This is a genomic window from Streptomyces rimosus (assembly GCF_008704655.1).
In the GTDB taxonomy this organism is placed as follows: Bacteria; Actinomycetota; Actinomycetes; order Streptomycetales; family Streptomycetaceae; genus Streptomyces; species Streptomyces rimosus.
The window spans coordinates 4,335,439-4,357,600 of record NZ_CP023688.1 but is presented as its reverse complement, the minus strand read 5'-3'; the positions used below and the strand labels follow the sequence as shown (position 1 = coordinate 4,357,600).

Here is a 22,162-nt window from a genome sequence, read left to right as displayed (position 1 = left end):
GGCTGGGGCGGGCCGTGCCCGCGTACGGGCGTGGCCCTGACCGCTTCTGCCCGGACGCGGGCGCGCCCGCTCATGTCCGTACGCCTTCGGAGGCACGGACGAGGTCCCAGGCCAGCAGCCCGGCGCCGATCCGGCCCGCCCGTTCGCCCAGCCGGGCGAAGACGAGGTCGGGCAGGGCCTGGAAGGCGGCCCGCCGTTCGAGACCGCGCCGCAGCGGTGCGCGCAGCTGCTCGCCCGCCTGGCTGAGGCCGCCGCCCAGGACGAGGACGGCCGGGTCGAAGAGGGTGACGGCCGTCAGCAGGGTCTGGGCCATCGCGTCGGCGGCCTCCTCCCACACCCGTACGGCCGCCGGGTCGCCCGCCGCCGCGCGCTTCGCCACCTCTTCGGCGCCGGAGACCGGGGGCAGCGTGCCGCGGCGCTCGTTGTAGCGGCGGGCCACGGCGACACCGCCCGCGAGGGTGTCCAGGCAGCCGCGCTGGCCGCACGGGCACGGGTCGCCGTCCGGCCGGGTGACGACGTGGCCGACCTCCGCCGAGCGCCAGTGGCTGCCCGGGAACGGCTTTCCGTCCAGCAGCAGCGCACCGCCCACGCCCGTACCGACGGGCACGAACAGGACGACCCGGTGGCCGCGCCCGGCGCCCAGCCGCGCTTCGGCGAGGCCGCCGGACCGTACGTCGTGCCCGAGCGCGACCGGCAGGCCCAGATGCTCGGACGCCAGCCGTCGCAGCGGCAGATCGCGCCACTGGATGGAGGCCGAGAACACCACGGTGCCCGCGTCCTCGTCCACCAGCCCGCAGGAGGCGATGCCCACCGCGCGCACGTCCTCGCCCTCGGCGCGTGCCTTGGCCAGGGTTTCGGCGGCATGGTCGAGGACGGTGCGCAGCACGGCGTCGGGGCCGTCCTGGGCACGGGTGGAACAGCGGCTCTCGTACCGGACCGTTCCGTCGGGGGCGACGAGTGCGGATTTCAGGACGGTGCCGCCGATGTCGAGCCCGAGCGTGACGCCGCCGGGACCGTCGGGCATCGGGCCGGGCAGGGTCAGTACGGCGTCGGTGGCGCCCGCCTGCCGGGTGCTGCGGTCCGGGTCCGTCATGGTTCCTCCGATCGCGGCCGGCGTCAGTGGTCCCCGGCCTGTGGCGCGGGTACACCCCGCGGGCCCATGGTCTCCAAGTGACGCAGGATGCTGTCGTACTGCCGTACACCCGTGTCGACCGCGAGGTGGGCCCCGTTCAGCGCGGCCCGTACCTCCCGGGGAGTGAGCCGGGGGCGCTGGGCGCGCAGGCCGTCGCACAGGTCCTGGCTGTGGCGGGGGTCGATACGGGTGTGGGCGGTGTAGTACACGCGCATGTCGTCGTCGTGGATGCCCACCCGCGTCATGCCCTCCAGGAGCAGGGTGAAGTGTGGTTCGACCCAGCTTTCGAAGACGAGGAAGCAGCCGTACGCGGCCTGGACGCGGGCGGGGCGCAGCAGCAGCGCGGCGAAGAGGTTGGAGGTGGGCTTGGCGAACCAGGGGTGGTCGCGGCGGTAGGAGGCCAGTGCTTCCCAGCCGGCGGACGAGCCGAGCTGGCGGCGCAGCCAGTACGTATGGAAGTTCTCCAGCCGCCCGCGCCCGCACTCGTCCCACAGGTTGGACGCGGCGACCGCCTTCTGGTGGCCCTGGAGCCCGACGACGAGCAGGGCGACCTCGTCGTCCACGACCTCGTTGCGGATCAACTCGCAGCGCAGGAAGTACTCGATCTGCTCGCGGGTCGCGTCGGTGGCGAGGAAGCGGAAGAGGGGGTGGGAGGCGCCGGGGTTGTCGGCGGCGAGCGCTTCCAGATGGTCTGCGGCGGCTTCCTGGCCGCGCAGGTCCGGTACGGGCGCGGGGGAACAGCCGTAGGTCAGGAACTCGTGCTCCAGGCGGGTGCGGGCCGCGTACAGCGCGATCTCCAGGTCGTCGTCGGGAGCGTGCGCGGCCGGGCCGTCGCGGTAGCCGAGGGAGTGGGCGTAGAGGGTGGCGAGGTGGTCGTGGAGGAAGCGGCCGTGCGCCTCGGGGTCGGCGCGCAGGCGGGCGAGCAGGGCGGCCCGTGCGGGCGGGGGAGCGGCCACGAAGCGGACCAGCTCCGGGTCCAGGGACTCGAAGGGGTGGACGGGCGGCCAGTACAGGTCCTGGAGACTCCCGGGGTCCGGTAGGGCCTGGGGACCGTCACCGCCGCCCGGCGCGGCGGGGGGCCGGGGGCGGCCGGGTGCCGGGGCGGCGTTCACGGGGGAGGGCGGGATCATTCAGCGAACCTCCTCTGGGGCGGCCTGCGTTGTTCCGGAATGACGGGGGCGGCCGGACCGTCCGGCCACCGCCGCGCCGAAGTGCCCGGTGACCCAGGCGTCGTCGTACACGGTGTCCAGGTAGCGCTCGCCGAGGTCGGCGGAGAGCGCCACCACGCGGGCGCCCGGCGGGATGCCGGACCGCAGCCGCAGCACGGCGCTGAGCACCGAACCGGTGGAGCCGCCGACGGCCAGGCCGTGGCTGCGGGCGAGCCGGCGGCACATCAGTACGGCGTCCCGCTCGGGCACCGACACCAGCCGGTGCACCTCGCGCGGGCGGCAGATCTCCGGCACCCGGCTGGTGCCCAGGCCCGGGATGCGGCGGGGGCCGGGCGGGCCGCCGAAGGTCACCGAGCCCTCGGCGTCCACCGCGACGACCGTCGTACGGGGCGAGTGGCGGCGGAAGTGCGCGGCGCAGCCCATGACGGTGCCGGTGGTGCCGGCGCCGACGAAGAGGTAGTCCACGGTGCGGATCTCGCGCAGCACGGCGGCCGCGGTGCGCGCCGCGTGCACGGCCGGGTTGGCGGGGTTGGCGTACTGGTTGAGCCAGGTCAGCGTCGGGTCGAGGTCCAGGGCGCTGCGGATCAGCGCGATCCGGCTGCCCAGGTAGCCGCCGTTGCCGTCGCGGGTGTCGACGGTGCAGACGTGGGCGCCGAACGCGCGCATCAGGGCGACGCTCTGCCGCGGTACGTGCGGGTCGGTGACGCAGGTGAAGGTGTAGCCCTTGGCCGCGCAGACCGCGCTCAGGGCGATGCCCAGGTTGCCGGAGGACGATTCGATCAGCGAGCCGCCGGGGCGCAGCACGCCGCGCCGCTCGGCGTCCTCGACCAGGCCGGTGGCGGTCTTGAGCTTGACCGACCCGGCCGGGTTGAGCCCTTCCAGCTTCAGGAACAGCTCGGCGTGCGGCAGCAGTCCGTCCAGGCGCAGGAAGAGGTCGTCGGTGACCAGGTCGTAGGCGTGGTCGACGATCATGGGCCCGCGGTCCCTCGGTCGCCCCGGGGGCCGCCGGTGGGGCACGGGCCCGCGGAGCCGCCGTCCCGGGGGTCGCCCGCCCCGGGCCCGTACGGCACCTCCATCTCCTCCGCGACGTCCGCGATGCCCGCCACCATGGGCGCGATCCGCAGCGCGTTCGCGGCGATCGTCAGCGCCGGGTTGACCGCCGCCGAGGACGGGAACCAGGAGCTGTCCGCGACCCAGAGGTTGTCCAGTTCGTGCGCCTTGCAGTCCGGGCCGACGACGCTGGTCGCCGGGTCCTCCCCGGCCACCGCGGTGCCGCACTGGTGCGAGTTGACGGCGATGCCCATCCGCCGGGTGAAGACCAGGGGGAAGCCCGCCCGGCGCATCATGGCCGTGGCGCGGCGCACCAGTTCGCGGTGCGGCGGCAGGTTCACCGGCCGCCAGTGCACCTCGACCCGCTCCCTGGGGCCGACCGTCACGCGGTTGTCCGGCACCGGTAGGTCCTCGCTGGTGAGGTAGAGGTCCATGCTGCGCCGGGTGGCGGCGGCGAGCAGCGGGCGCGGGGCCCTGGGCCACAGGCCGCCCGCCGAGGGGGCCCGCAGCTTGCCCAGGGCCTGTACGTTGCCGAGCGGGCCGTGGGTGCCGTTGCCCAGGTACCAGTCGTTGACGCCCAGCGTCTTCTGGAACACCACCTCGTCGGCGCGGCGCGGGTCGACGGCCATCAGGAACGTCGAGTTGTGCACCATGTAGTTGCGCCCGGCCTGCCCGGAGCCGTTGGCCAGGCCGGTTTCCCGTACGGGGCCGGTGCGCAGGGCGCCGGGCTCCGAACGCAGCAGCAGTGCGGCCGTGTTGACCGCTCCGCAGGCCAGCACGAAACGCCCGGCCTGGATACGCAGCTCCCTCCCCTCGTACTGGGCCAGCGCCGTGGTCACCCGCCGTCCGGACGGGCCGGTCACCAGCCGGGTGACGGTGGTCCGGGTCAGCAGCGAGACGTTGCCCGCGGCCAGCGCGGGACGCAGCGCGCACACGTCGGCGTCGCTCTTGGCCTCGACCAGGCACGGGAAGCCGTCGCAGGTGGCGCAGCGCAGGCACGCGCCGTCCGCGCGCAGATCGACGCCGGTGGGCAGCGCGAACGGCTTCAGACCCTGGGCGCGCAGCGACTCCGCGAGCGAGGCGACCGGGGGTTCGTGGGCCACCGCGGGCCACGGGTACTCGCCCGAGCGCCAGGGGTCGGTCGGATCGGCCCCGCGCGCGCCGTGCACCCGGTAGAGGCGTTCGGCGCGCGCGTAGTGCGGCTCCAGCACGCCGTACGGGAACGGCCAGCCGCGCGAGACGCCCTCCGCGTGCTCCACCGGACCGAAGTCGGCCTCCCGGAAGCGCGGCAGGGTGGCGCCGAAGACCTTGGTGTTGCCGCCGACGTAGTAGTGCACGCCGGGGTCGAAATAGCGGTCGGCGCCGGCGTCGTACCAGGGTTCGGCGTTGCGGTAGCGCCCGGCGGTGAAGACCGCGGGAGCGGACCAGTTCTGCCACTCCCGGGGGAGGAAGTCGCCGCGCTCGACGACCAGGACCCGCGCGCCGGTGCCGCGCAGGGCGTACGCCAGGGTCGCGCCGCCCATGCCGGAGCCGATGACGGCGATGTCGCAGTCCACGACGGGACCGGTGGGGCGGAGCAGGCCGCGCGGGCGGCCTTCGGCGCGGTGCCGCGCGCCGTCGGTATCAGGATGGGGTGTCGCTGTCACAGTGCCTCCTCGTGGGGACCTGAGGGGGTGAGGAGAGGTAGCGGGCGGCGATCTCGTGCGCGAAGGCCATGACCGTGCCCTGCGGGCTGAGCCCGGCCGGTCCGGGCAGCACCGAGGCGTCGCACAGCCGGAGGTTCGTGAAACCGTACGGGCGGCCGTGCTGGTCGCAGACCCCGCCCAGCGCTGACCACCCCATCGGGCAGGACGCCATGGCGTGGACGCACACCAGGTCCCAGCTGCGCGGGTCCGCGCGGACCGCGAACTCCCGTGCCGCGCTCTCCGAACGCAGTACGCTGGTACAGGGCGGGTACAGCTCCACGGCACCCGCCCGGAACAGCAGCCGCGCCGCCCGGCCGAGCGCGAAGCGCAGCAGGCCGCGGTCGTACGGGGCCATTCGGTGCCTCAACGAGCGTCCGCCGCCCGGCAGATGGCGTACGGCGACCCGTCCGCTCATCCGTACCTGCACCGTGTACACCGCGACCCGCGGCAGGTCCGCCAGCAGCGGGTTGACCACCGCGGGGCCGTGCCCGGCGAGCGCCGCCGCGAGCGATCCGGGGGTGAGGTTGGCGGGCATCACGTGGATGCCCAGGTCCTCGAACTCCCGCAGCTGGGCCGTGAAGATCGTGCCCCGCCCGGCGTGCACCGGGTCGGCGAAGCGGGCCACCAGACGGAAGTTGACGTGGAAACCCATGGCCCGCCCGGCGGTGCGGGCGTGGATGCCGCTGCGCTGGAGGAGGAGGGCGCTGCCGACGGACCCGGCGGCGAGGAAGACCGTACGCGGCCGGTAGTCGATGCGGGTACGGCCGTCCGGACCGCCGAGGGCCGAAACGCGGTGCACGGTGCGGCCGTCGTGCCGCAGCAGCACGGCCCGCGTCCCGGGCTCGATGACCGCCCCGTACCGCTCCGCCTCCGGCAGATAGCTGACCAGCATGCTGCGCTTGGCGCCGCCGGGGCAGCCGGTCGGGCAGCGGTTCAGGTGGCGGCAGCCGGGGGCGGCCCGCCGGGCGGCGGACCACCGCCAGCCCAGGGCGTCGGCCGCCTCGGCGAGCAGCCGCGAGTCCGCGTTGCCGTCGCCGTGCGGCTGCTCGCCGGCGCCGAGCCGTTCGGACACCGTGCTCAGGTGCCCGGCCAGCCGTTCGGCGCGGTAGTCGGTGGTGCCCATGACCCGCGCCCAGCGGTCCAGCAGCGCGTCCGGCGGTGCCCACAGCAGCCCGCCGTTGACGACCGTGCTGCCGCCCACGCAGCGGCCCTCGCCGTACGGGATGACCGGGCTGCCGAGGATGGGGGTCAGCCCGGCGTCGCGGTAGAGGCGGCGCAGGTTCGCGGCAGGGGCGGACGCGGCGAGTTCGGCGGTGGTCGTCCGGGGGCCTTCCTCCAGGACGACGGTGGGGTGACCGGCCCGCGCCAGCTCCAGCGCGGCGACCGCGCCACCGGCTCCGGAGCCGATGACCAGGGCGTCGCAGGAGACGGTGCGGGCGGGGGCGCGGCGGCGGGTCATGAGGCGGCGGTCCATGGGTCCGGTTCACCGTCCAGCCCGCCGTACAGCGCGAGGGAGTCGGTGACGGCCAGGAGCCGGCCGAAGCCGGGCAGCCGGTCGTATGCGGTGTGCGTTGCGGAACACATCGCCAGGACCAGCCCGGACGTACGCAGAGCGACCTCAGCCCCGACGCGGTACGCGACCGGCAGCCGCCCCAGCGACCCGCTGACATGCGCGGCAGCGCGCGCACCCGCGAGCGGGTCGGCGAGCGCCGGATAGCGGTCCGCCCAGAGGGCAGGCAGCCCGCTCGCCCGCAGGGCCCGCGCCATCCGCCCGCCGTCCACCAGGTGTCCGCCGCTCACCGCGCCACCACCTGCTCTTTGGCCTCCTTCCCCCGTACGGGTACGTGCTGCGCCAGTACGTCCTTGGCGAAGCGGGCCAGCAACCGCGCGGCCCCCTGCTCCAGCACCGAGTCCAGCGCCTGGAGGAAGACCTCGACCTCGGTCTCCTCGGCCACCAGCGGCGGTGAGGCGATGAGCGGCAGGCCGTGGTTGGAGCCGTAGTAGGCCAGGACGCCGAAGTCGCGGTAGAGGGACGCGATCACCGCGGCGGTGACGAGCTTGCGGCGGGCGCGCGGGTCCCTGGCGAAGGTCGAGGGCACCAGGCGCAGCAGCCGGTCCAGGCCGGGGTTGCCGTCCTTGAGGAACAGGCCGTGCAGCGCGCCCCGGCCGAAGGTGCCGCTCACCAGGGAGCGGTGGCGGGCGGCGAGGTCGGCGAGGCCGCCGCCCAGCCGCTCGCCGATCCGCACGGCGCGCGCCGGATAGTCGTCCTCGACGGCGATGGAGACGGCCTCCAGCGCGGTCGCGGTCTCCTCGCCGAAGCCGTAGTACGTGGTGCTGTGCAGCGTCGCGTCGGCGTGGTTGTCGTACGCGGCGCGGAAGACCGGCTCGCGCGCGGTGTAGCCGGAGATGGAGGACTTGCCGCCGCCGAACGACTTCGAGGTGGTCACCACGTCGGGGACCAGGCCGGGGTGGCGCATGAAGTGGAAGAGCGTGCCCGTCCGTCCCCAGCCCGTGTACACCTCGTCGAAGACCAGGACGATGTCCTGCTCCGTGCACAGCCTGCGGACCTCGCGCAGGAACCCCTCCGAGCACTCGCGCACGCTGGACGCGCTGAACGGCTCCAGCACCACCGCGTACACATCGCTGCCGCCGCTGCCCGTCCGGTGCCGTTCCAGGGCGAGCGCGAAGGACTCCAGGTCGTCGTAGGCGAAGTGGTCGGTGCCGGGCAGGCGGGGGTAGGGGAAGTCCACCTCGGGGGAGGCGGTGAGGCTGCCCGCGCCGAGCAGCTTGCCGTGGAAGGAGATGTCGCTGTGCAGCACCGTGCCGCGGTGCCCGCGGTGGTACTTGTACGCCAGCTTCACGGCGCCCTCGACGGCCTCCGCGCCGGAGTTGGGGAAGTAGCTGACGTTCAGGTCGCCGGGCAGCAGCCGGGCCAGGTTGTGGCTGAGCGCCGCCACGTACGGCGACAGGAAGTTCTTGTGGACCTCCATCGCGCGCCGCTCGCCGAAGCGGCGGCGGGCCGCCAGGAGCCGGGGGTGGTTGTGCCCGTGGTTGAGCACGCCGATCCCGCCGGTGAAGTCCAGGATGCGGCGCCCGTCCCGCAGCGTGATCCAGCAGCCCTCCGCGTGGTCGACCAGGTCCTGGCCGAAGCCGAAGGAGCCGAGCAGCGAGACCTGGGAGCGGCTGACATAGTGCCGGTAGAGGTCGTGCACCTGTTGGGCGGGCATGCGTTCGCAGTCCTCCGTCGTGAACAGGGGCGGTAAGGCCCGGGGGTCAGTCATGGTCCGCTCCGATCCGTGGGGCGACGTCGTGGGGCGTGGCGGTGCGGTCCGTACGGCGCGCCGCCGTACGGACGCGGTCGGCGATCAGCCGGCCGGCGTACTGCCCGCCCCGCAGCGCGTAGTTGGTGCCCCGGTCCTCCGGGAAGACCTGGGCCATCGAGGCCAGATAGAGGCCGGGTACGGCGTTCTCGACGCCGGGCACGGCCCGCGAGTAGTGCCGGGTGATGACCGGCTGCGCGTGGTCGGCGCGCCAGACGTGGTGGGCGCGCACCCAGTCGGCGCGGAACGCCGGGAACATCCGGCGCAGGTGCGGAAGGCTGTGACGGAAGACCTCCGCGTCGCTCATCCGGTAGAGCGGGGCCTGCGCCGGCAGGTAGGCGGACAGATAGACCAGGTGCCGCCCGCCGTAGTGCTCCGGCGCGTCGAGGTTGGTGTGCTCGATGACACCGACGTACGGGAAGCGCGGGTCGGTGACGTTGAGCCAGTACGTGTCCGACAGCGGCCGGTCGTTCTCCAGCACCAGGCACAGGTTGGCCAGGTACGGGATCGCACCGAGCCGGCGGCGCAGCGCCGGGACCCCGGAATGGCCGGACCCGGCGAGCAGGGCGGCGGCCGGGCCGGGCGCGCAGGTCAGCAGCGCCCGGGGCGCCTCGATGACCTCGCCGCCGCACCGGACACCGGTCACGCCGTCCGGCCCGGTCAGCACCTCCGACACCGGGCTGCCGGTCCGTATCCGTACGCCCAGCGCGGCCAGCCGGATCAGCCAGGCGTCCAGCAGGGCGCCGCAGCCGCCGTGCAGGTAGTACAGGATCTCGCGGCCCGACCGGCTGCGGCTGCCGCCCCGCAGGTGCAGCTTCGTCCACATCCAGGTGGCGCCGACCTCGGGCGCGTACGGGCCGAACTTGCCCTCCAGCAGCGGCCGCCACACCCGGTCGTACACCCGCTGCCCGCCCAGCGAGACCAGCCATTCCTCGGCGGTCAGCGCCTCCAGTTCGCGCCAGTGCCGGACGCGCCCCGCGCGCAGCACCGAGCGGCCCAGGCGCAGCCGGTCGGCGGGCGGCAGCGGCGCGAAGCGCAGCACGTCGAGCGGGGAGGACAGGCGGTGGATGCCGCCCGCGTAGTAGAAGCCGGTACGGCCGTGGTGCCGTCGCACCAGGTGGGCGCGGCCGAGATCGGCGCAGAGCCGGAAGATGTCGGTGTCGGAGGCGAACCAGTGGTGGTAGAAGCGCTCCAGCTGCCGGTCGCCGACGGTGAACGTGCCCGCCAGTCCGCCCACCCGGTCGTCCGACTCCAGGACCAGGCAGCGCAGCCCGGCCCGCGCGAGTTCCTGCGCGGCGGCCAGGCCGGTGAACCCGGCACCGACCACGATCACGTCCCAGGGCCCTCGCGCGTCCCCGGCGCTCACCGGGCGCTCCCGGCGGCCCACGCCTTGGAGTGCTCGGCCATCTCCACCGGGACCACCTCCACCGGCGTCGGCACGCCGGCCGCCCACCGCTGGCGGACCACGTACGGCGGCCGTCCGCGCACCTCGCGGTGCACCAGCAGCAGGTATTCGCCGAGCAGTCCGAGCAGCACCGCCTCGCAGCCGAAGGTCCACGCGGCCAGCGGCAGCGGGCGGCCCCGCACGGCCGAGGCCGTGGCCGTACCGCCGAGCCAGGCCAGGCCGACGACGGCGGGCACTCTGGCGGGGGCCGACGAGCAGGCGAGCAGCCCCCGCCGGGACAGCCCGGCCATCTTGCGCAGCGTGTACTTCGTCCGGCCGGCCAGCCGCGGCAGCCGCCCGTACTCCAGGCTCGTCTCGGGAAAGCCCGCCCAGCACACCGAGCCGCGCAGGTACAGCTCGCTTTCCGGCAGCAGCGAGAGCGTGCGGACGACCTCGCGGTCCAGCAGGCGGAAGTCCCCGGTGTCCAGGTTCACCGGGTGGTCGGCGACCGCGGCCAGCAGCCGGTAGAAGACATGCGCGGTGCCGGTCTTGAAGCGGCTCTCGCCCTCCCGTCCGGTACGCCGGGCGGAGACCACCGCCCAGCCCGCGCGCCAGCGCTCGACCATGTCGGCGATGAGGCCCGGCGGGTCCTGGAGGTCCGCGTCGATGGTCACCACCGCGTCCCCCGCCGCTTCGCGCAGGCCCGCGAGGACGGCCGGCTGGTGCCCGAAGTTGCGGGTCAGCCGCACCAGCCGGACCCGCGCGTCGTCGGCGGCGAGTTCGGTGAGCCGGTCCCAGGTGGCGTCCCCGCTGCCGTCGTCGACGTACACCACCTCGTACTCGCACTCCGGCAGGCCGCGCAGGACGGCGCTGAGCCTTCGGTGCGTCTCCCCGATGACGGCCGCCTCGTCGAAGCACGGCACCACGACGCTGACCAGGGGCCTGGTGGCTCTGCCGGGCAACTGCGCGGTGGTTCGGGTCGCGGGCATGAGGGTCCTTTCCTCGGGCGGGGGCGGCGGTCCGGGGGGAGGGGAGATCGGACGTACGGGGCGGGGGGTCGGCTGTACGGGGCGGGCCCGCGGCGCCGGTCAGCCGAGCACTTCGTCGGCCGTCTCGCGGAACCGCTCGGCGACCTCGGCGATCTCGTCGCCGCCACTGAAGACGTTCACCCCGAAGTCGGCGCCCAGATACGTGTCGGACAGCCCGACGGTCAGCGCCAGCGACCGGCTCAGCACATCGTCGGTACGGGGCAGCGCGCCCGCCCGCCAGCCGTCCCGGCGCCAGACCTCGGCGGGCTGGCGGAAGGGGCAGGAGGAGCCGTCCGGGGCGGCCAGCGCGGGCAGTTCGGGCAGGCCGCCGTAGTAGTGCTTGGGCGAGTGCAGCAGCGTCTTGGTGCCGAGGCGCTTGGCGACGGCCTCGGCGTCGGCCCGCTCGTCGAAGACGTACACGAGCACGGAAGCGCAGTCCCCGTCCGCGTCGTGCAGGTAGCGGCGCACCATGCCGTCCCGCTCCGGAATCTGCTCCAGCAGCTCGTCCCGCAGCCCGCGGGTACGCGCCAGCACGGCGTCCAGGCGGCCGAGCTGGGCACGCGCCACGGCCGCCGTCAGCTCCGTCATCCGCAGGTTCAGGCCCCACAGCCGGTCGCCGGGGCCATCCTCGCGCCGGTACGGGAACCAGCCGTGGTCGTGGAAGCCGTACGCGCGCTGGAAGACCCGCTCGTCGGAGGTGAGAAGGAAGCCGCCGTCCCCACCGGTGATGATCTTGAACATATTGAGCGAGAAGGCCCCCGCCTGCCCGAACGTGCCCAGCGGCCGCCCCCGGTAGGTACCGCCGCACGCCTGCGCCGCGTCCTCCAGCATCAGCAGCCCGTGCTCGCCGGCGATCCGCCGCAGGGCGGCCAGGTCGCAGGCCGCGCCGAGGATGTGCACCGGCATCAGCGCCTTGGTGCGCCCGGTGATCCGCTGCCGTACGTCGCCGGGGTCGAGGGTGAGCGACGCGTCGACCTCGGCGAGCACCGGGGTGGCGCCGCTGTAGACGATGGCCGCCAGGCACGCGCTGTACATGTAGCCGGGCACGATGACCTCGTCGCCGGGGCCGATGCCGAGCGCGGCGAGGGCGGTCAGCAGCGCGGAGGTGCCGCTGTTGACGGACAGGCAGTACGGGCTGCTCAGCCGGTGCGCCGCGGCCTGCTCGAACAGTCTGGTCTGGGTGAGGTCGCCCAGCGGGTAGGAGTGCGCCGCGGTCGTCCGCGACCAGGTTTCCAGCACCTGCTCGACGTTGTCGCGCTCCTCGTCACCGAAGAAGGCATAGCCGGGTCCGGGCATGGGGGCTCCTAGGGAAGGGTGGGTGGGGACGCGCCTGAGGGCCGTCGGGAACGCCGGAGGCGGCGGTCCGGGGGTGACCGGCTTACGGCCTCAGAACGCCATCGGACAGAACGGCGCCGGGTCGTGGCGGAAGGCGGCGGAGGCGGCGCGCAGCGCGCCCGGCCGCAGCTCGGCGACCCGGCCCGCCTGTGCCAGCTGCACCAGCGAGCCGCCGCCCAGCAGTACCGCCCCTACCTCACGGGCGGTGAGGGCGAGATCGGCCGCCGCCCCCGTCCGCGTGCACTCGGCGAATCCGTCGGCGTCCGCGGTGAGCTGCCAACGCCCCGCGTTCCAGGGGCACATGGCGTCGCTCACCTCCAGCACCACATCGACCGGCGCACTGTACGTGCGGGCGGTCAGCGCCCGGTCCAGGTCGACGGCGCGGGCGTAGAGCTGGTCGCGCAGGGTGGGCGCGGCGCTGCGCGGGTCGTCGAGCAGCGCCAGCAACGGGTCGTCGACGGGGCGGGTCTGCGCCCTGACGGTCCCGGTCAGATCGGTGTCCAGCAGCGCGCGCCACACGAAGGCGTACGCGGCCGCGTCGCGCGCGAAGAGTTCTCGTACGGTCAGTTCGTAGCGCGGCCGGGACCGCTGCCAGGCGGGCCGCATCCGGTACAGCGCATAGCCGCGGGGTTCACCGTCGGGGCCCGACGCCACCAGGCACAGCAGCCGCCCCGCGCCGTGCCGGGAGGCCGGTTCGTCCTCGACGGCGCGGCGCTGCCAGGCGGCGTCGCGCCGCAGCATGCCGGGACGCTCGGGCAGGCAGGCGTCGTAGACGGCGGCGACGGCGGCGCTCGCGTCCTCGGGTGAGAGGACCTCCGGCGTCAGGCCGTCGCCGTCCGGCTCGTGCGTGAAAGCGCGTGCCTCGGGCGGTACGGACAGTTCGACGGCCTGGGATGCCAGGCCGAACCCGAACCGCCCGTAGATGCCCGGCTCGGTCGAGTGCAGGACCGCGACCGGCTCGCCCCGCTCCTCGTGCAGCGCGGTGAGCGCCCGCCGCAGCAGCTCGCGCATCAGGCCGCGCCGCCGGTGGGGCGGCGCCACCGCGACATATCCGATGCCGGCCACCGGAACCGGGCCGCCGGGCAGCGTCATTTCCAGCGCGTATCCGGCGAAGGTGGCGCACGGGCGGCCGCCGTAACACGCGACAAGGGAACGTTTGGGTTCGAATAACGCACCGACCACGGCGCTGTGCGCGGGGGAGTGCGGATGGCCGCCGTAGGCCAGATCGATCACCGCACCGAATTCCGCCCATTCCGCGGCGGCCCGGAATTCATACCGGGCGTCCGGTCCGTTGCCGGCGGCCACCGGTACCCTCGCCCGCGAATTGATCCGCGGGTTTCGCGTCGCATCGTCCCCCGCACCTGTCCTCGACTCCTTCGGCGCTGCCACAACCCTCTCCAAAAGCCCGTCATCGGCCTCGTGCCGGGGAAGCGGTGCGGCGAGCGCGGCACGGGACGTCGTCGGCGTTCGACACAGAGGCCGTATCGGCTGCTCCGGTGCGGCATATGCGCCGCGGTACCGGAGAGATCCATGTCGCGAGGCCCGGATCGCGAATTCCTCATGCGTCGATGGTGCCGGGGCCGCCAAGCAATGGCTGCGTCCAAGGTTTGTAAGACGGCCGGGGGCTGTCAACCCCACCCGAAAAGAATCATGAAGCCCGTCGGACCTCCCGACTAGGCCCGTACGGCCCCCGGGTCAACCCTCCGAACCGGCCACCGGGCCACCACCCGTTCGCACTCCCCACATCTGGCCAACTCTGTCGAACGGCCTTGCTAATGCCCAACTTTCGGGCACAAACTGCCAGGGCCGCCGATCAGTGGATCGCCGGTCCGCATTCCGACGAGGACGCGACAGGAGCAAGCAATGCAGAACGGCAAGTTCCTTTCCGGCAGGACGGCCCCCGGCGAAGGCTGGCAGAACTATCCCGACCGCAATGGCGACGGCGTTTACCTCGACGTCGACACGAGCGAGGGCGGGTTCACCGACACGCCCGCGTATATCGCCGCCCTCACCGGCGACGACCGCATGTGGATGACCACCGGCGGAAACACCGTGTACAACGCCACCCCCACCGGCTTCCGCATCTACGTCCGCCGCGTCGACCGCCAGCCCATCGACCCCGCATACGCCGCCAAGAACGGCTGGCACATCGCCTGGATCGCCGCCGAGGTCTGACCTCCGGCACCCATGGGGTCCCGCCCCGCCGGTCTTCGCGGAAAAACCGCGGAGACCGGCGTTGTGTGCCGGACAATTCCCGGCGCGGGCGGGAAACGGGCCTTTCCCCACACCATTCGGGCACGGGCTCTCAGCCGAGGGCGGCCGCCTCGGACGCGGCGGTGCGCCGCACCGGCCGGCGCTCCGGGCCGCCGGACTGGGTGAGGTGGGCGACGACGCTCGCATAGAAGCGGTCCACGGCCTCGTCCACACTCCTGATGAAGCCGGACTCCGCGTTGCCGCGCGTACTGCCCATGCCCTTGAAGAGGGAGAGCCGGAAGCCGGTGATGGCCGCCCCGTCCTTGGGCAGCAGGTCGCCCGGTTCCGGGCGCAGCCGTTCCAGCGTGCCGCGCGGGCCCCGGTTGCCCTCCACCAGCGACTCCACATGCAGATCCGCCGGCGCCTCGGCGAGCTGCCGGACCAGGCGCTTGACCCAGCTGAGCGGGTACCCCTGCTCGGGGGCCGGGATCTCGATGGAGGTACGCAGCTTCCCGGTCCGCAGATCAGCGGTGATCGCCAGGATGCCGGGCGTCGTGTCGATGCGCAGCTCGGCGGACAGCCGGCCCTCCTCGCACAGCCGGTCGGCGAGTTCCGCGCGGCGGCTCGCCTGGTCGGTACCGCGCTTGGCCCGCTGTACGGGCAGCACCTTCTGCCCCAGCTCCCCGCCGAGCCGCAGGCAGACCTGGCGGATGAGCCGCTCCCAGCTCTCGACGACGGCCACGGCGCGCTCGTCGCCCTGGCAGAGCGTGTCCGTATCGATGCCGTTGCGGACCGGCACCCAGGCCGGGCCCATGTTCTGGAAGCCGTGGCAGCCGGAGTTCTCGTGCTGGAGGTAGTGCAGCAGCTCCTGGAGCAGCCAGGCGTGCGCCGCGTTGCCCACGCCCTCGTGCCGGATCAGCAGCTGCGCCTGGTGCGCCACCTCGGCCCAGGACAGGTGCCACAGCGACACCTTGTGCTTGCGGCGCCCGTCGGTCTTCACCTCGACCAGCGGACTGCCCTCCAGCGCCACGTCGTTGGACAGCGTGATCACGGCTTCGTAGCCGCGCCGGGCCGCGATGTCCATGTAGTCCTGGACCTGCTCCGACTTCAGCGGGTTGCCGTTGGTCTTCGTCTCGACCAGAGCGGTCCACAGCTTTCCCGCCCGCTCCACCCGGATCACCCCGTCCGGGCGCCGGGGCGTGTCCCCGTTCGGCAGCGTGACCTCGGTGAACGTCTGCATCCGGCCCGCCGGGGCGCCGAACGCCGCGGTGAGCCGCCGGCCGAATTCCGGCACCTGCGCCATCACCGCGAGCAGCACCGAGGTCGCGCGCATCTCGCGCTCCCGGTCACTCTTGAGCGTGGGCGCCGGAAAGAGCCGGGCCTGCCGCCAGGAGTCGTTCTCGGCGAGCGACTTCTTCGCCACCTTGGGGAGGGTGACCTTCTTCTTCGCCGTACGCGGGCCACGGGACCGCCGGGCCGGTTCCGCGGCCGGTTCCGGTTCCGGCCGCTGGGCGGGTACGGGGGCCGGAGCATCGGCCGCAGGCGCGGGAGCCACCACCGGGGTGGCCGGCACCGGCTTCTCCACCACCGTCTCCGCCTGCGCCAAGGGCGACGGCGGAGCCTGCGGCTCCGCGTCCTCCGGCGCCACCGGCTCCTCGTCGTCGTCCACGGTGATGCCGAAGTCCGTGGCCAGCCCGGCGAGGCCGGTTTCGTAACCCTGCCCGACCGCGCGGAACTTCCACTCCCCGCCCCGCCGGTACAGCTCCCCGAAGATGAACGCGCTCTCCGCCCCGGCGTCGTTGATCGAGAACCCGAGCAGCGGCTCGCCCGTACGGTCGGCCACCGTCACCCGCAGATCGTCCAGCTCTCCGAACCGCGCCGAACCGTACTGGCTGGCCGCCACCACCAGGCGCTCGACATCGGCGGGCACGGCCGTCAGATCGATGCCGACCCGGTCCTCGCTGCCGTTGGCCGTCGGCGTCTTGCCGAGTAACTGCACGCTGCCGTCGTCTGCGGCCGGATTGTTGTAGAAGAAGAAGTCCGCGTCGCTGCGCACCTTGCCGTCCGCGCCCAGCAGCAGAATGGAGACGTCCGCGTCGCCGTCTCCCGACGCGCTGCTCCAGCTGAGACTCACTACGAGCGAGCCGGTGTCCTCGCTCAGGGCGGCCAGACCGACGTTGCCACCCTTGACCATTTCGTGCATGGAGCCCCCACAAATGCCGCCGCATCGCGGGGCACAGCACACCCGGCAGGCTGCTCCGTGGTGACCTGCGATGCAGCACAACTCAGTGTGTACGTCGCGAAGATTAACCCCGTATCGAAGGCTTCGGGGAGGTGTCGGTACCGGTGGAAGTCCGGAACTTCCGGATCTTGGACAACCTCCGGAGGTCCACGCCCGAACCGCCCCGGTTCCGTAATGCGCGCCGGGCCCGGCGACCGAAAACCACTCGCCCCGCGCGGCCACCGCCCGCTACCCTCGGCCCCATGTCGACCCCCCGGATTTCTTAGCTCGGACACCCGCTTCCACGCCACCCGTGTGTCCTTGAGCTGTTCCGGAGTGTTCACCCATGATTACCGTTCGTGGTGCCGACGTGCGCGTCGGTGCCCGGCTTCTGCTGTCCGGCGTTTCCTTCCATGTCGCCCCCGGTGACCGGATCGGCCTGGTGGGCCGCAACGGGGCGGGAAAGACGACGCTGCTCGACACCCTGGCGGGGCGGGTGCGGCCCGCTGCCGGGGACATCATCCGTACGGGGAGCGTCGGCCACCTGCCGCAGGAATCCCGTGCGGATGACCCGGCCGTCACCGTCACCGGCCGGATTCTTTCCGCGCGCGGTCTGGACCAGGCCGTACATGACCTACGACGCGCCACGGAGGCGCTGGCCGACGCCGTGGGGGCCGCCGCGCAGGAGAAGGCGATGGCCGCTTACGCGCGGGCCGAGGACGCCTTCCAAGCGTGCGGCGGGTACGCGGCCGAGGCCGAGGCGGCGCGCGTCGCGGCCGGGGTGGGGCTGCCGGAGCGGGTGCTGCACCAGCCCGTCGGCGGGCTGTCGGGCGGGCAGCGGCGGCGGGTGGAGCTGGCCCGCATCCTGTTCGCCGGGCACGGCACGCTGCTGCTGGACGAGCCGACCAACCACCTCGACGCCGACTCGGTCGCCTGGCTGCGCGGCTTCCTGTCCGCGTACCGCGGCGGGCTGGTGGTGATCAGCCACGACACCGGGCTGCTCGCCGACACCGTCAACCGGGTGTTCCACCTGGACCCGGCGCGCGCCGCACTCGACGTGCACAACACCGGCTGGCACACCTACCTCGCCCAGCGCGCGGCGGACGAGCGGCGCCGGACGCGGGAGCGCGCCAACGCGGAGCGGAAGGCGGCGGCGCTGCACAGCCAGGCCGACAAGACGCGCGCGCACGTCGCGACGGCCGCCTCCGCGAAGAACATGGCCCGCCGCGCCGACCGCATGCTCGCGGAGCTGGAGCCGGTGCGGCGCGCCGAGAAGACCGCGCGCATCCGGCTGCCCGAGCCCGCGCCGTGCGGCCGGGTGCCGCTGGGCGCGGTCGGCCTGGCCAAGGCGTACGGGGAGCACCGGGTGCTCGACGGCGTCGACCTGGCCGTGGACCGGGGGAGCCGGCTGGTCGTGCTCGGGCTCAATGGTGCCGGGAAGACGACTCTGTTGCGGCTGCTGGCCGGGCGGGAGACCCCTGACGCGGGGCGCGTGGTGGCCGGGCACGGTCTGCGGCTGGGCTACTTCGCGCAGGAGCACGACACGCTCGACCCGTCCCGTACGGTCCGCGAGAACCTGGCCGCCGCCGCGCCGCACCTGACCGACGGCGAGGCCCGGCACGTCCTCGGCGCGTTCCTCTTCTCCGGGGACGACGCGGACAAGCCGGTACGGGTGCTGTCCGGCGGCGAGAAGACCCGGCTGGCGCTGGCCGGTCTGGTCCACTCGCGCGCCAACGTCCTCCTCCTGGACGAGCCGACCAACCACCTCGACCCGGCCTCCCGGGACGAGGTGCTGGCCGCCGTCGGCGCCTACCCCGGCGCGATCGTGCTGGTCAGCCACGACCCGGGCGCCGTCGAAGCCCTCCGTCCCGACCGGGTGCTGGTGCTGCCGGAGGGCACGGAGGATCTGTGGGGGCGGGAGTACGCGGAGTTGGTGGAGCTGGCGTGAGGAGTACGGGGCGGCCGTGACCGCCCCGTACCCCGGGCTCTCAGGCGGGCTTGCGGGCCTCGATGAGGAAGCGGGTGGAGTGGGCCACGAACGGCCCCTCCGCCCGGATCTTCGCGTCCAGTTCGCGCAGGCGGTCGCGGTAGCCGTCGACCGTGAAGCCCGGCACCATCCAGATCACCTTGCGCAGGAAGTAGATCACCGCCCCGATGTCGAAGAACTCCATGCGCAGGGATTCGGCGCGCAGATCCGCGATCTCCAGGCCGGCGGCCTCGGCGTCCCGGCTCTCGTCGTCGGGGTGGCGCTTGCGCCGCACCTCCTCGGGCTGTGGGCCGAGGAAGTACTCGACCAGCTCGAAGACGCTGGCCGGGCCGACGTGCTGGGCGAAGTACGTGCCGCCGGGGCGCAGCACACGGGCGATCTCCGACCACCACACGGTGGCCGGATGGCGGCTGGTGACGAGGTCGAAGGCGCCGTCGGCGAACGGCAGCGGCGGCTCGTCCGGGTCGGCGACGACGACCGCGCCGAGCGGGTGCAGCAGCGCGGTCGCCTTCGCGACGTTCGGCGGCCAGGACTCGGTGGCCGCCATGACCGGCGGCAAAGGACCGGCGCCCGCCAGGACTTCGCCGCCGCCGGTCTGGATGTCCAGCGCGGCGGTGGCGCCCGCCAGCCGCGTGCCCAAGGAGCGCTGGTACCCCCAGGAGGGGCGTTGTTCGGTGGCCCGGCCGTCCAGCCAGGAGAAGTCCCAGCCGGCGACGGATACGGATTCCGCCTCGGCCACCAGGTCGTCGAAGGAACGTGGGGTCATGAGGCGATCGTCTCAGGAGGGGCGTATGGTTTCTACCTATTTTGACTGGATTGCCGCGTTTGCGAGCCGAGGGGCCGGGAGTCAGGCGGCGGGAAGGGCGTCCAGGGCCGCCAGGATGTCCGCCGGTTCGGCACGCTTGACGTAGTCCGGGTCGGCGAAGGTCCAGCGGACCGTGCCCGTACGGTCGATGACGAAGGTGGCGGGCAGCGGCAGCGTGCGCGGATGCCCGCCGTTGACGCGCTGCATCTCGAAGCCGAAGGAGTCGTACACGGCGGCCAGGTCCTCGGGCAGGTCGAAGGCGATGCCGTACCGCTCGGCGACCTCGGAGCCCACGTCGCTGAGCACGTCGAAGGCCAGCTCGTGCTTCTGGGCGAGGGTCAGGGACTCGTCGGGCACCTGCGGCGAGACGGCCACCAGCCGGGCGCCGCGCGCGATGATGGCGGCGTGGTGCTCCTGGAGGGAGCGCAGCGCGAGATTGCAGTACGGGCACCACGCGCCGCGGTAGAAGGTGAGCACGACCGGCCCCTCGGCCAGCAGGCTGCTCAGGGTGACCTTCCGCCCGTCCGCCGCGGGCAGCGTGAAGTCGGGGGCCGGCGTGCCGGGACCGGGCGCCCCGGCGGCCTGCCCGGACTCGGCCAGTTCGCGTCCGGCCCGCTCCATGACCGCCCGCGCGGCGGCCGGGATCTGCGGGTAGCGGTCCGTGAAGAAGGCGTGCAACTCGGCGTTGAGGCTCATGGGTTGGCCCACCTGTCCTGGAAGGCGTGCGGGACGCACGTAACTTGGAACGGTCGTTTCAAGTTACGGGTGCGGGCCCCTCTTGCCAAGGGCTGCGCGGGGTTATCTTGGAACGGCTGATTCAAGAAGTCGGCGCGTACCGGCGAGTGCGGACGCGGACGAACGCGAACGGAAGGCGGCGGGCCCGGGCATGCCGGACATCAAGCACTTCGACCCGGACGCGGCCCTGGAGGCCGTGGTCCGGCTGTTCTGGGAGCGCGGCGTCACCGCGACCGGCATCCAGGAGGTCGTCGACCGCACCGGCGTCAGCCGCTCCAGCCTCTACGCCACCTTCGGCGGCAAGCAGGACCTCTACCTCGCCGCCCTCCGCCGGTACGTCGAACAGTGGTCGCGGCCCGCCTTCGCCCGGCTGGCGGCGGACCCCCGCGGCCTGCCCGCCGTCACCGAGTTCTTCACCGAACTGATCCGGCTGCGCTGCCACGGCCCGTACGCCCGCTGGGGCTGCCTGATCGCCAACGCCCACACCGGCCCGTCCAGCGCCGACCCCGCCGTACGCCAACTGCTCGAAGAACACCACCAGTCACTGGTCGACGCCCTGCGGTCGGTGCTCCACACCGCCGCCGCACACGATCAACTCGCCTCGGGCACAGACCCGGACGCCGTCGCCGGGCTGCTGGCCCTGCTTGCGTACGGGGTCAACTTGCGGTCGCGTACGGGGGCCGATCCTGCGGCGCTGGAGGCGACGGTTATGGGCGCGTTGGCGCTGTACGCGAAGTAGCGTGAGGCTCGGGGCCGATCCGTCAAGTGTTCCCTTGCCCCGGGCGGTCGATGCCCGCCGCCGGGCACGGCCAACTCGCCCCGGGCGTGGACCCGGACGCCGTTGCCGGGCTGCTGGCTCTGCTCGCGTACGGGGTCAACTTGCGGTCCCGTACGGGGGCCGATCCCGCGGCGCTGGAGGCGACGGTTACGGGGGCGTTGGCGCTGTACGCGAAGTAGCGTCAGGCTCGCGGCCGGTCCGTCAGGTCGGTGTTTCCCCCGCCTCCGGACGGGTCGACGCCCGCACCCGCAACTCCCACTCATGGTGGCGGACGGTTTCCGGTGCCGCCCGCCCGGCCAGGATGTCGCAGAGCAGGGCTGCGCAGGCCCGCCCGTACGCGTCCGGGCGCAGGTCGATTGCCGTCACGGGTGGCGCGCTGCCGCGCAGGGCCGCGCCGTCCACGCAGGACGCGACGAGCAGGTCCCGCCCAGTCGTCCGGCCGCTCTCGGAGACGGCTCGTAGTACGCCGATGGCGGCCCCGTCGGGCGCGCACAGCACCGCGTCCACGGCCGGATCGTCCGCCAGCAGATCCGCGGTGGCGCGTGCCGCCTCGTCCGGGGTGGCGGCGAACGGCACGGTCCGTACGGCGACGTCGCACCCGTGCGTACGGCCCCAGTCCGCCGCCGTGTCCCGCAGCGCGGTGGCCCACGCGGAGGTGCCGGCGGGCGCGAGCAGGGCCGGGCGACGGGCCCCGGCCGCACGTACATGGTCCAGCAGTGCGGTCAGCGAGGCGGCGTTGTCGCAGACCACGGCCCCGGCCGGGGCGGTCGCCGGACCGAGGTAGCGCTCGCCGGTGACCACCGGCACGCCCGCGTCGAGCAGCCCGGTCACCGCGTCGTCGGCGGCCTCGGGGTCGATCACCAGCAGACCGTCCACGCGCGAGGCGAGCCGCCCGGCGGCCCCGCCGTCGGGCGCCAGCAGTACCACGTCCAGGCCGTCCTCCTGGGCGCGGGTCACGGCGCCGAAGGCGAGCGTCATGTAGTAGTCCAGCCGGGTCGCGGTGCGCGGCAGATGCAGGCCGAGCGCGCCGGTACTGGCCCGGCGGAGGCGGCGGGCCGCGCTGTTGGGCCGGTAGCCGAGCCGGTCGGCGGCGTCGCGGACCCGGCGGCGGGTCTCCTCCGCCACCCGGCCGGACCCCTGGAGCGCGTCGGAGACGGTGCTCTTGGAGACCCCGGCGGCCCGTGCGACATCGAGCAGGGTCACGGTGCGGCGGCTGGTCACGGGGCGCAAGTTTAGAGGGCGCTTTCCCCGGGGCACCTGCACGCTCCCCCTTTGCCGGGCAGGCGCGGCGTCCCGAAGCCCGCGGACGGGCCGGCGGGAGCCCGCACCGTACGCACCCC

19 protein-coding genes are annotated in these 22,162 nt (G+C 73.7%); 4 read left to right on the top strand and 15 right to left on the bottom strand.

The window, feature by feature from the left end:
• Nucleotides 1-70: 70 nt before the first annotated feature.
• The 11 genes from CP984_RS18250 to CP984_RS18200 form a co-directional block, all read right to left on the bottom strand.
• Entirely contained in the window at nt 71-1,093 is a 1,023-nt protein-coding gene (locus tag CP984_RS18250) for an ROK family protein (protein ID WP_003983344.1), read from the bottom strand.
• A 23-nt stretch (nt 1,094-1,116) separates the two neighbouring features.
• The gene (locus tag CP984_RS18245; RefSeq protein WP_003983343.1) at nt 1,117-2,262 is read right to left on the bottom strand and encodes an iron-containing redox enzyme family protein; all 1,146 of its coding nucleotides are present in this window, start codon (nt 2,260-2,262) and stop codon (nt 1,117-1,119) included.
• Nucleotides 2,263-3,273: a 2,3-diaminopropionate biosynthesis protein SbnA gene (gene sbnA / locus CP984_RS18240; protein ID WP_003983342.1), complete on the bottom strand. Its 1,011-nt coding sequence runs from the start codon at nt 3,271-3,273 to the stop codon at nt 2,263-2,265. It lies immediately after the preceding gene.
• Nucleotides 3,270-4,997, bottom strand: a complete 1,728-nt coding sequence (locus CP984_RS18235) for an FAD-dependent oxidoreductase (RefSeq protein ID WP_003983341.1) — start codon at nt 4,995-4,997, stop codon at nt 3,270-3,272. The genes sbnA and CP984_RS18235 overlap by 4 nt, the downstream gene beginning before the upstream one ends.
• Nucleotides 4,975-6,510, bottom strand: coding sequence for a GMC family oxidoreductase (locus CP984_RS18230; protein WP_003983340.1), 1,536 nt, complete (start codon nt 6,508-6,510; stop codon nt 4,975-4,977). The genes CP984_RS18235 and CP984_RS18230 overlap by 23 nt, the downstream gene beginning before the upstream one ends.
• The gene (locus CP984_RS18225; RefSeq protein WP_003983339.1) at nt 6,492-6,836 is read right to left on the bottom strand and encodes a hypothetical protein; all 345 of its coding nucleotides are present in this window, start codon (nt 6,834-6,836) and stop codon (nt 6,492-6,494) included. The genes CP984_RS18230 and CP984_RS18225 overlap by 19 nt, the downstream gene beginning before the upstream one ends.
• Nucleotides 6,833-8,263: an aspartate aminotransferase family protein gene (locus CP984_RS18220; protein WP_003983338.1), complete on the bottom strand. Its 1,431-nt coding sequence runs from the start codon at nt 8,261-8,263 to the stop codon at nt 6,833-6,835. Before CP984_RS18220 ends, CP984_RS18225 begins: the two co-directional genes overlap by 4 nt.
• 46 nt (nt 8,264-8,309) lie before the next feature.
• The gene (locus tag CP984_RS18215) at nt 8,310-9,722 is read right to left on the bottom strand and encodes an NAD(P)/FAD-dependent oxidoreductase (RefSeq protein WP_197049378.1); all 1,413 of its coding nucleotides are present in this window, start codon (nt 9,720-9,722) and stop codon (nt 8,310-8,312) included.
• A complete protein-coding gene (locus CP984_RS18210) occupies nt 9,719-10,729 on the bottom strand; it encodes a glycosyltransferase family 2 protein (RefSeq protein WP_003983336.1) in 1,011 nt (336 codons plus the stop codon). Before CP984_RS18210 ends, CP984_RS18215 begins: the two co-directional genes overlap by 4 nt.
• Nucleotides 10,730-10,828: 99 nt before the next feature.
• Nucleotides 10,829-12,064, bottom strand: coding sequence for a DegT/DnrJ/EryC1/StrS family aminotransferase (locus tag CP984_RS18205; RefSeq protein ID WP_003983335.1), 1,236 nt, complete (start codon nt 12,062-12,064; stop codon nt 10,829-10,831).
• 90 nt (nt 12,065-12,154) lie between these two features.
• On the bottom strand, nt 12,155-13,408 hold the full coding sequence (locus CP984_RS18200) for a GNAT family N-acetyltransferase (RefSeq protein WP_003983334.1): 1,254 nt from the start codon (nt 13,406-13,408) through the stop codon (nt 12,155-12,157).
• Between the two features lie 558 nt (nt 13,409-13,966).
• On the opposite strand from CP984_RS18200, the gene CP984_RS18195 reads away from it, so the two are divergent.
• Complete coding sequence (locus tag CP984_RS18195) at nt 13,967-14,278, top strand: hypothetical protein (protein WP_003983333.1); 312 nt, start codon at nt 13,967-13,969, stop codon at nt 14,276-14,278.
• A gap of 130 nt (nt 14,279-14,408) precedes the next feature.
• Here CP984_RS18195 and CP984_RS18190 read toward each other — a convergent pair whose 3' ends face one another.
• Nucleotides 14,409-16,490, bottom strand: a complete 2,082-nt coding sequence (locus CP984_RS18190) for a TerD family protein (RefSeq protein WP_003983331.1) — start codon at nt 16,488-16,490, stop codon at nt 14,409-14,411.
• Between the two features lie 373 nt (nt 16,491-16,863).
• Between CP984_RS18190 and CP984_RS18185 the strand changes: the two genes are divergently transcribed.
• A complete protein-coding gene (locus CP984_RS18185; RefSeq protein ID WP_003983330.1) occupies nt 16,864-18,465 on the top strand; it encodes an ABC-F family ATP-binding cassette domain-containing protein in 1,602 nt (533 codons plus the stop codon).
• Between the two features lie 40 nt (nt 18,466-18,505).
• Here the strand turns inward: CP984_RS18185 and CP984_RS18180 are convergent, their stop codons facing one another.
• Complete coding sequence (locus CP984_RS18180; RefSeq protein WP_003983329.1) at nt 18,506-19,270, bottom strand: class I SAM-dependent methyltransferase; 765 nt, start codon at nt 19,268-19,270, stop codon at nt 18,506-18,508.
• 81 nt (nt 19,271-19,351) lie between these two features.
• Complete coding sequence (locus CP984_RS18175) at nt 19,352-20,005, bottom strand: peroxiredoxin-like family protein (RefSeq protein WP_003983328.1); 654 nt, start codon at nt 20,003-20,005, stop codon at nt 19,352-19,354.
• 190 nt (nt 20,006-20,195) lie between these two features.
• Here CP984_RS18175 and CP984_RS18170 point away from each other — a divergent pair, with 190 nt between their 5' ends.
• Nucleotides 20,196-20,783 (top strand): TetR/AcrR family transcriptional regulator, encoded by a 588-nt coding sequence (locus tag CP984_RS18170; RefSeq protein WP_003983327.1) that lies wholly within the window; start codon nt 20,196-20,198, stop codon nt 20,781-20,783.
• A gap of 50 nt (nt 20,784-20,833) precedes the next feature.
• On the top strand, nt 20,834-21,001 hold the full coding sequence (locus CP984_RS18165) for a hypothetical protein (RefSeq protein ID WP_391870150.1): 168 nt from the start codon (nt 20,834-20,836) through the stop codon (nt 20,999-21,001).
• 22 nt (nt 21,002-21,023) lie between these two features.
• On the opposite strand, the gene CP984_RS18160 is transcribed toward CP984_RS18165, so the two are convergent.
• Entirely contained in the window at nt 21,024-22,043 is a 1,020-nt protein-coding gene (locus CP984_RS18160; RefSeq protein WP_003983326.1) for a LacI family DNA-binding transcriptional regulator, read from the bottom strand.
• Nucleotides 22,044-22,162: the final 119 nt, after the last annotated feature.

Bases quoted from the DNA above. Each gene is read 5' to 3' on its own strand.
- CP984_RS18245 (WP_003983343.1), bottom strand. From the start codon at position 2,262: ATGATCCCGCCCTCCCCCGTGAACGCCGCCCCGGCACCCGGCCGCCCC.
- CP984_RS18190 (WP_003983331.1), bottom strand. From the start codon at position 16,490: ATGGTCAAGGGTGGCAACGTCGGTCTGGCCGCCCTGAGCGAGGACACC.
- CP984_RS18170 (WP_003983327.1), top strand. From the start codon at position 20,196: ATGCCGGACATCAAGCACTTCGACCCGGACGCGGCCCTGGAGGCCGTG.
- CP984_RS18195 (WP_003983333.1), top strand. From the start codon at position 13,967: ATGCAGAACGGCAAGTTCCTTTCCGGCAGGACGGCCCCCGGCGAAGGC.
- CP984_RS18220 (WP_003983338.1), bottom strand. From the start codon at position 8,263: ATGCCCGCCCAACAGGTGCACGACCTCTACCGGCACTATGTCAGCCGC.
- CP984_RS18185 (WP_003983330.1), top strand. From the start codon at position 16,864: ATGATTACCGTTCGTGGTGCCGACGTGCGCGTCGGTGCCCGGCTTCTG.
- CP984_RS18205 (WP_003983335.1), bottom strand. From the start codon at position 12,064: ATGCCCGGACCCGGCTATGCCTTCTTCGGTGACGAGGAGCGCGACAAC.
- sbnA (WP_003983342.1), bottom strand. From the start codon at position 3,273: ATGATCGTCGACCACGCCTACGACCTGGTCACCGACGACCTCTTCCTG.
- CP984_RS18165 (WP_391870150.1), top strand. From the start codon at position 20,834: ATGCCCGCCGCCGGGCACGGCCAACTCGCCCCGGGCGTGGACCCGGAC.
- CP984_RS18230 (WP_003983340.1), bottom strand. From the start codon at position 6,510: ATGGACCGCCGCCTCATGACCCGCCGCCGCGCCCCCGCCCGCACCGTC.
- CP984_RS18180 (WP_003983329.1), bottom strand. From the start codon at position 19,270: ATGACCCCACGTTCCTTCGACGACCTGGTGGCCGAGGCGGAATCCGTA.
- CP984_RS18250 (WP_003983344.1), bottom strand. From the start codon at position 1,093: ATGACGGACCCGGACCGCAGCACCCGGCAGGCGGGCGCCACCGACGCC.
- CP984_RS18210 (WP_003983336.1), bottom strand. From the start codon at position 10,729: ATGCCCGCGACCCGAACCACCGCGCAGTTGCCCGGCAGAGCCACCAGG.
- CP984_RS18175 (WP_003983328.1), bottom strand. From the start codon at position 20,005: ATGAGCCTCAACGCCGAGTTGCACGCCTTCTTCACGGACCGCTACCCG.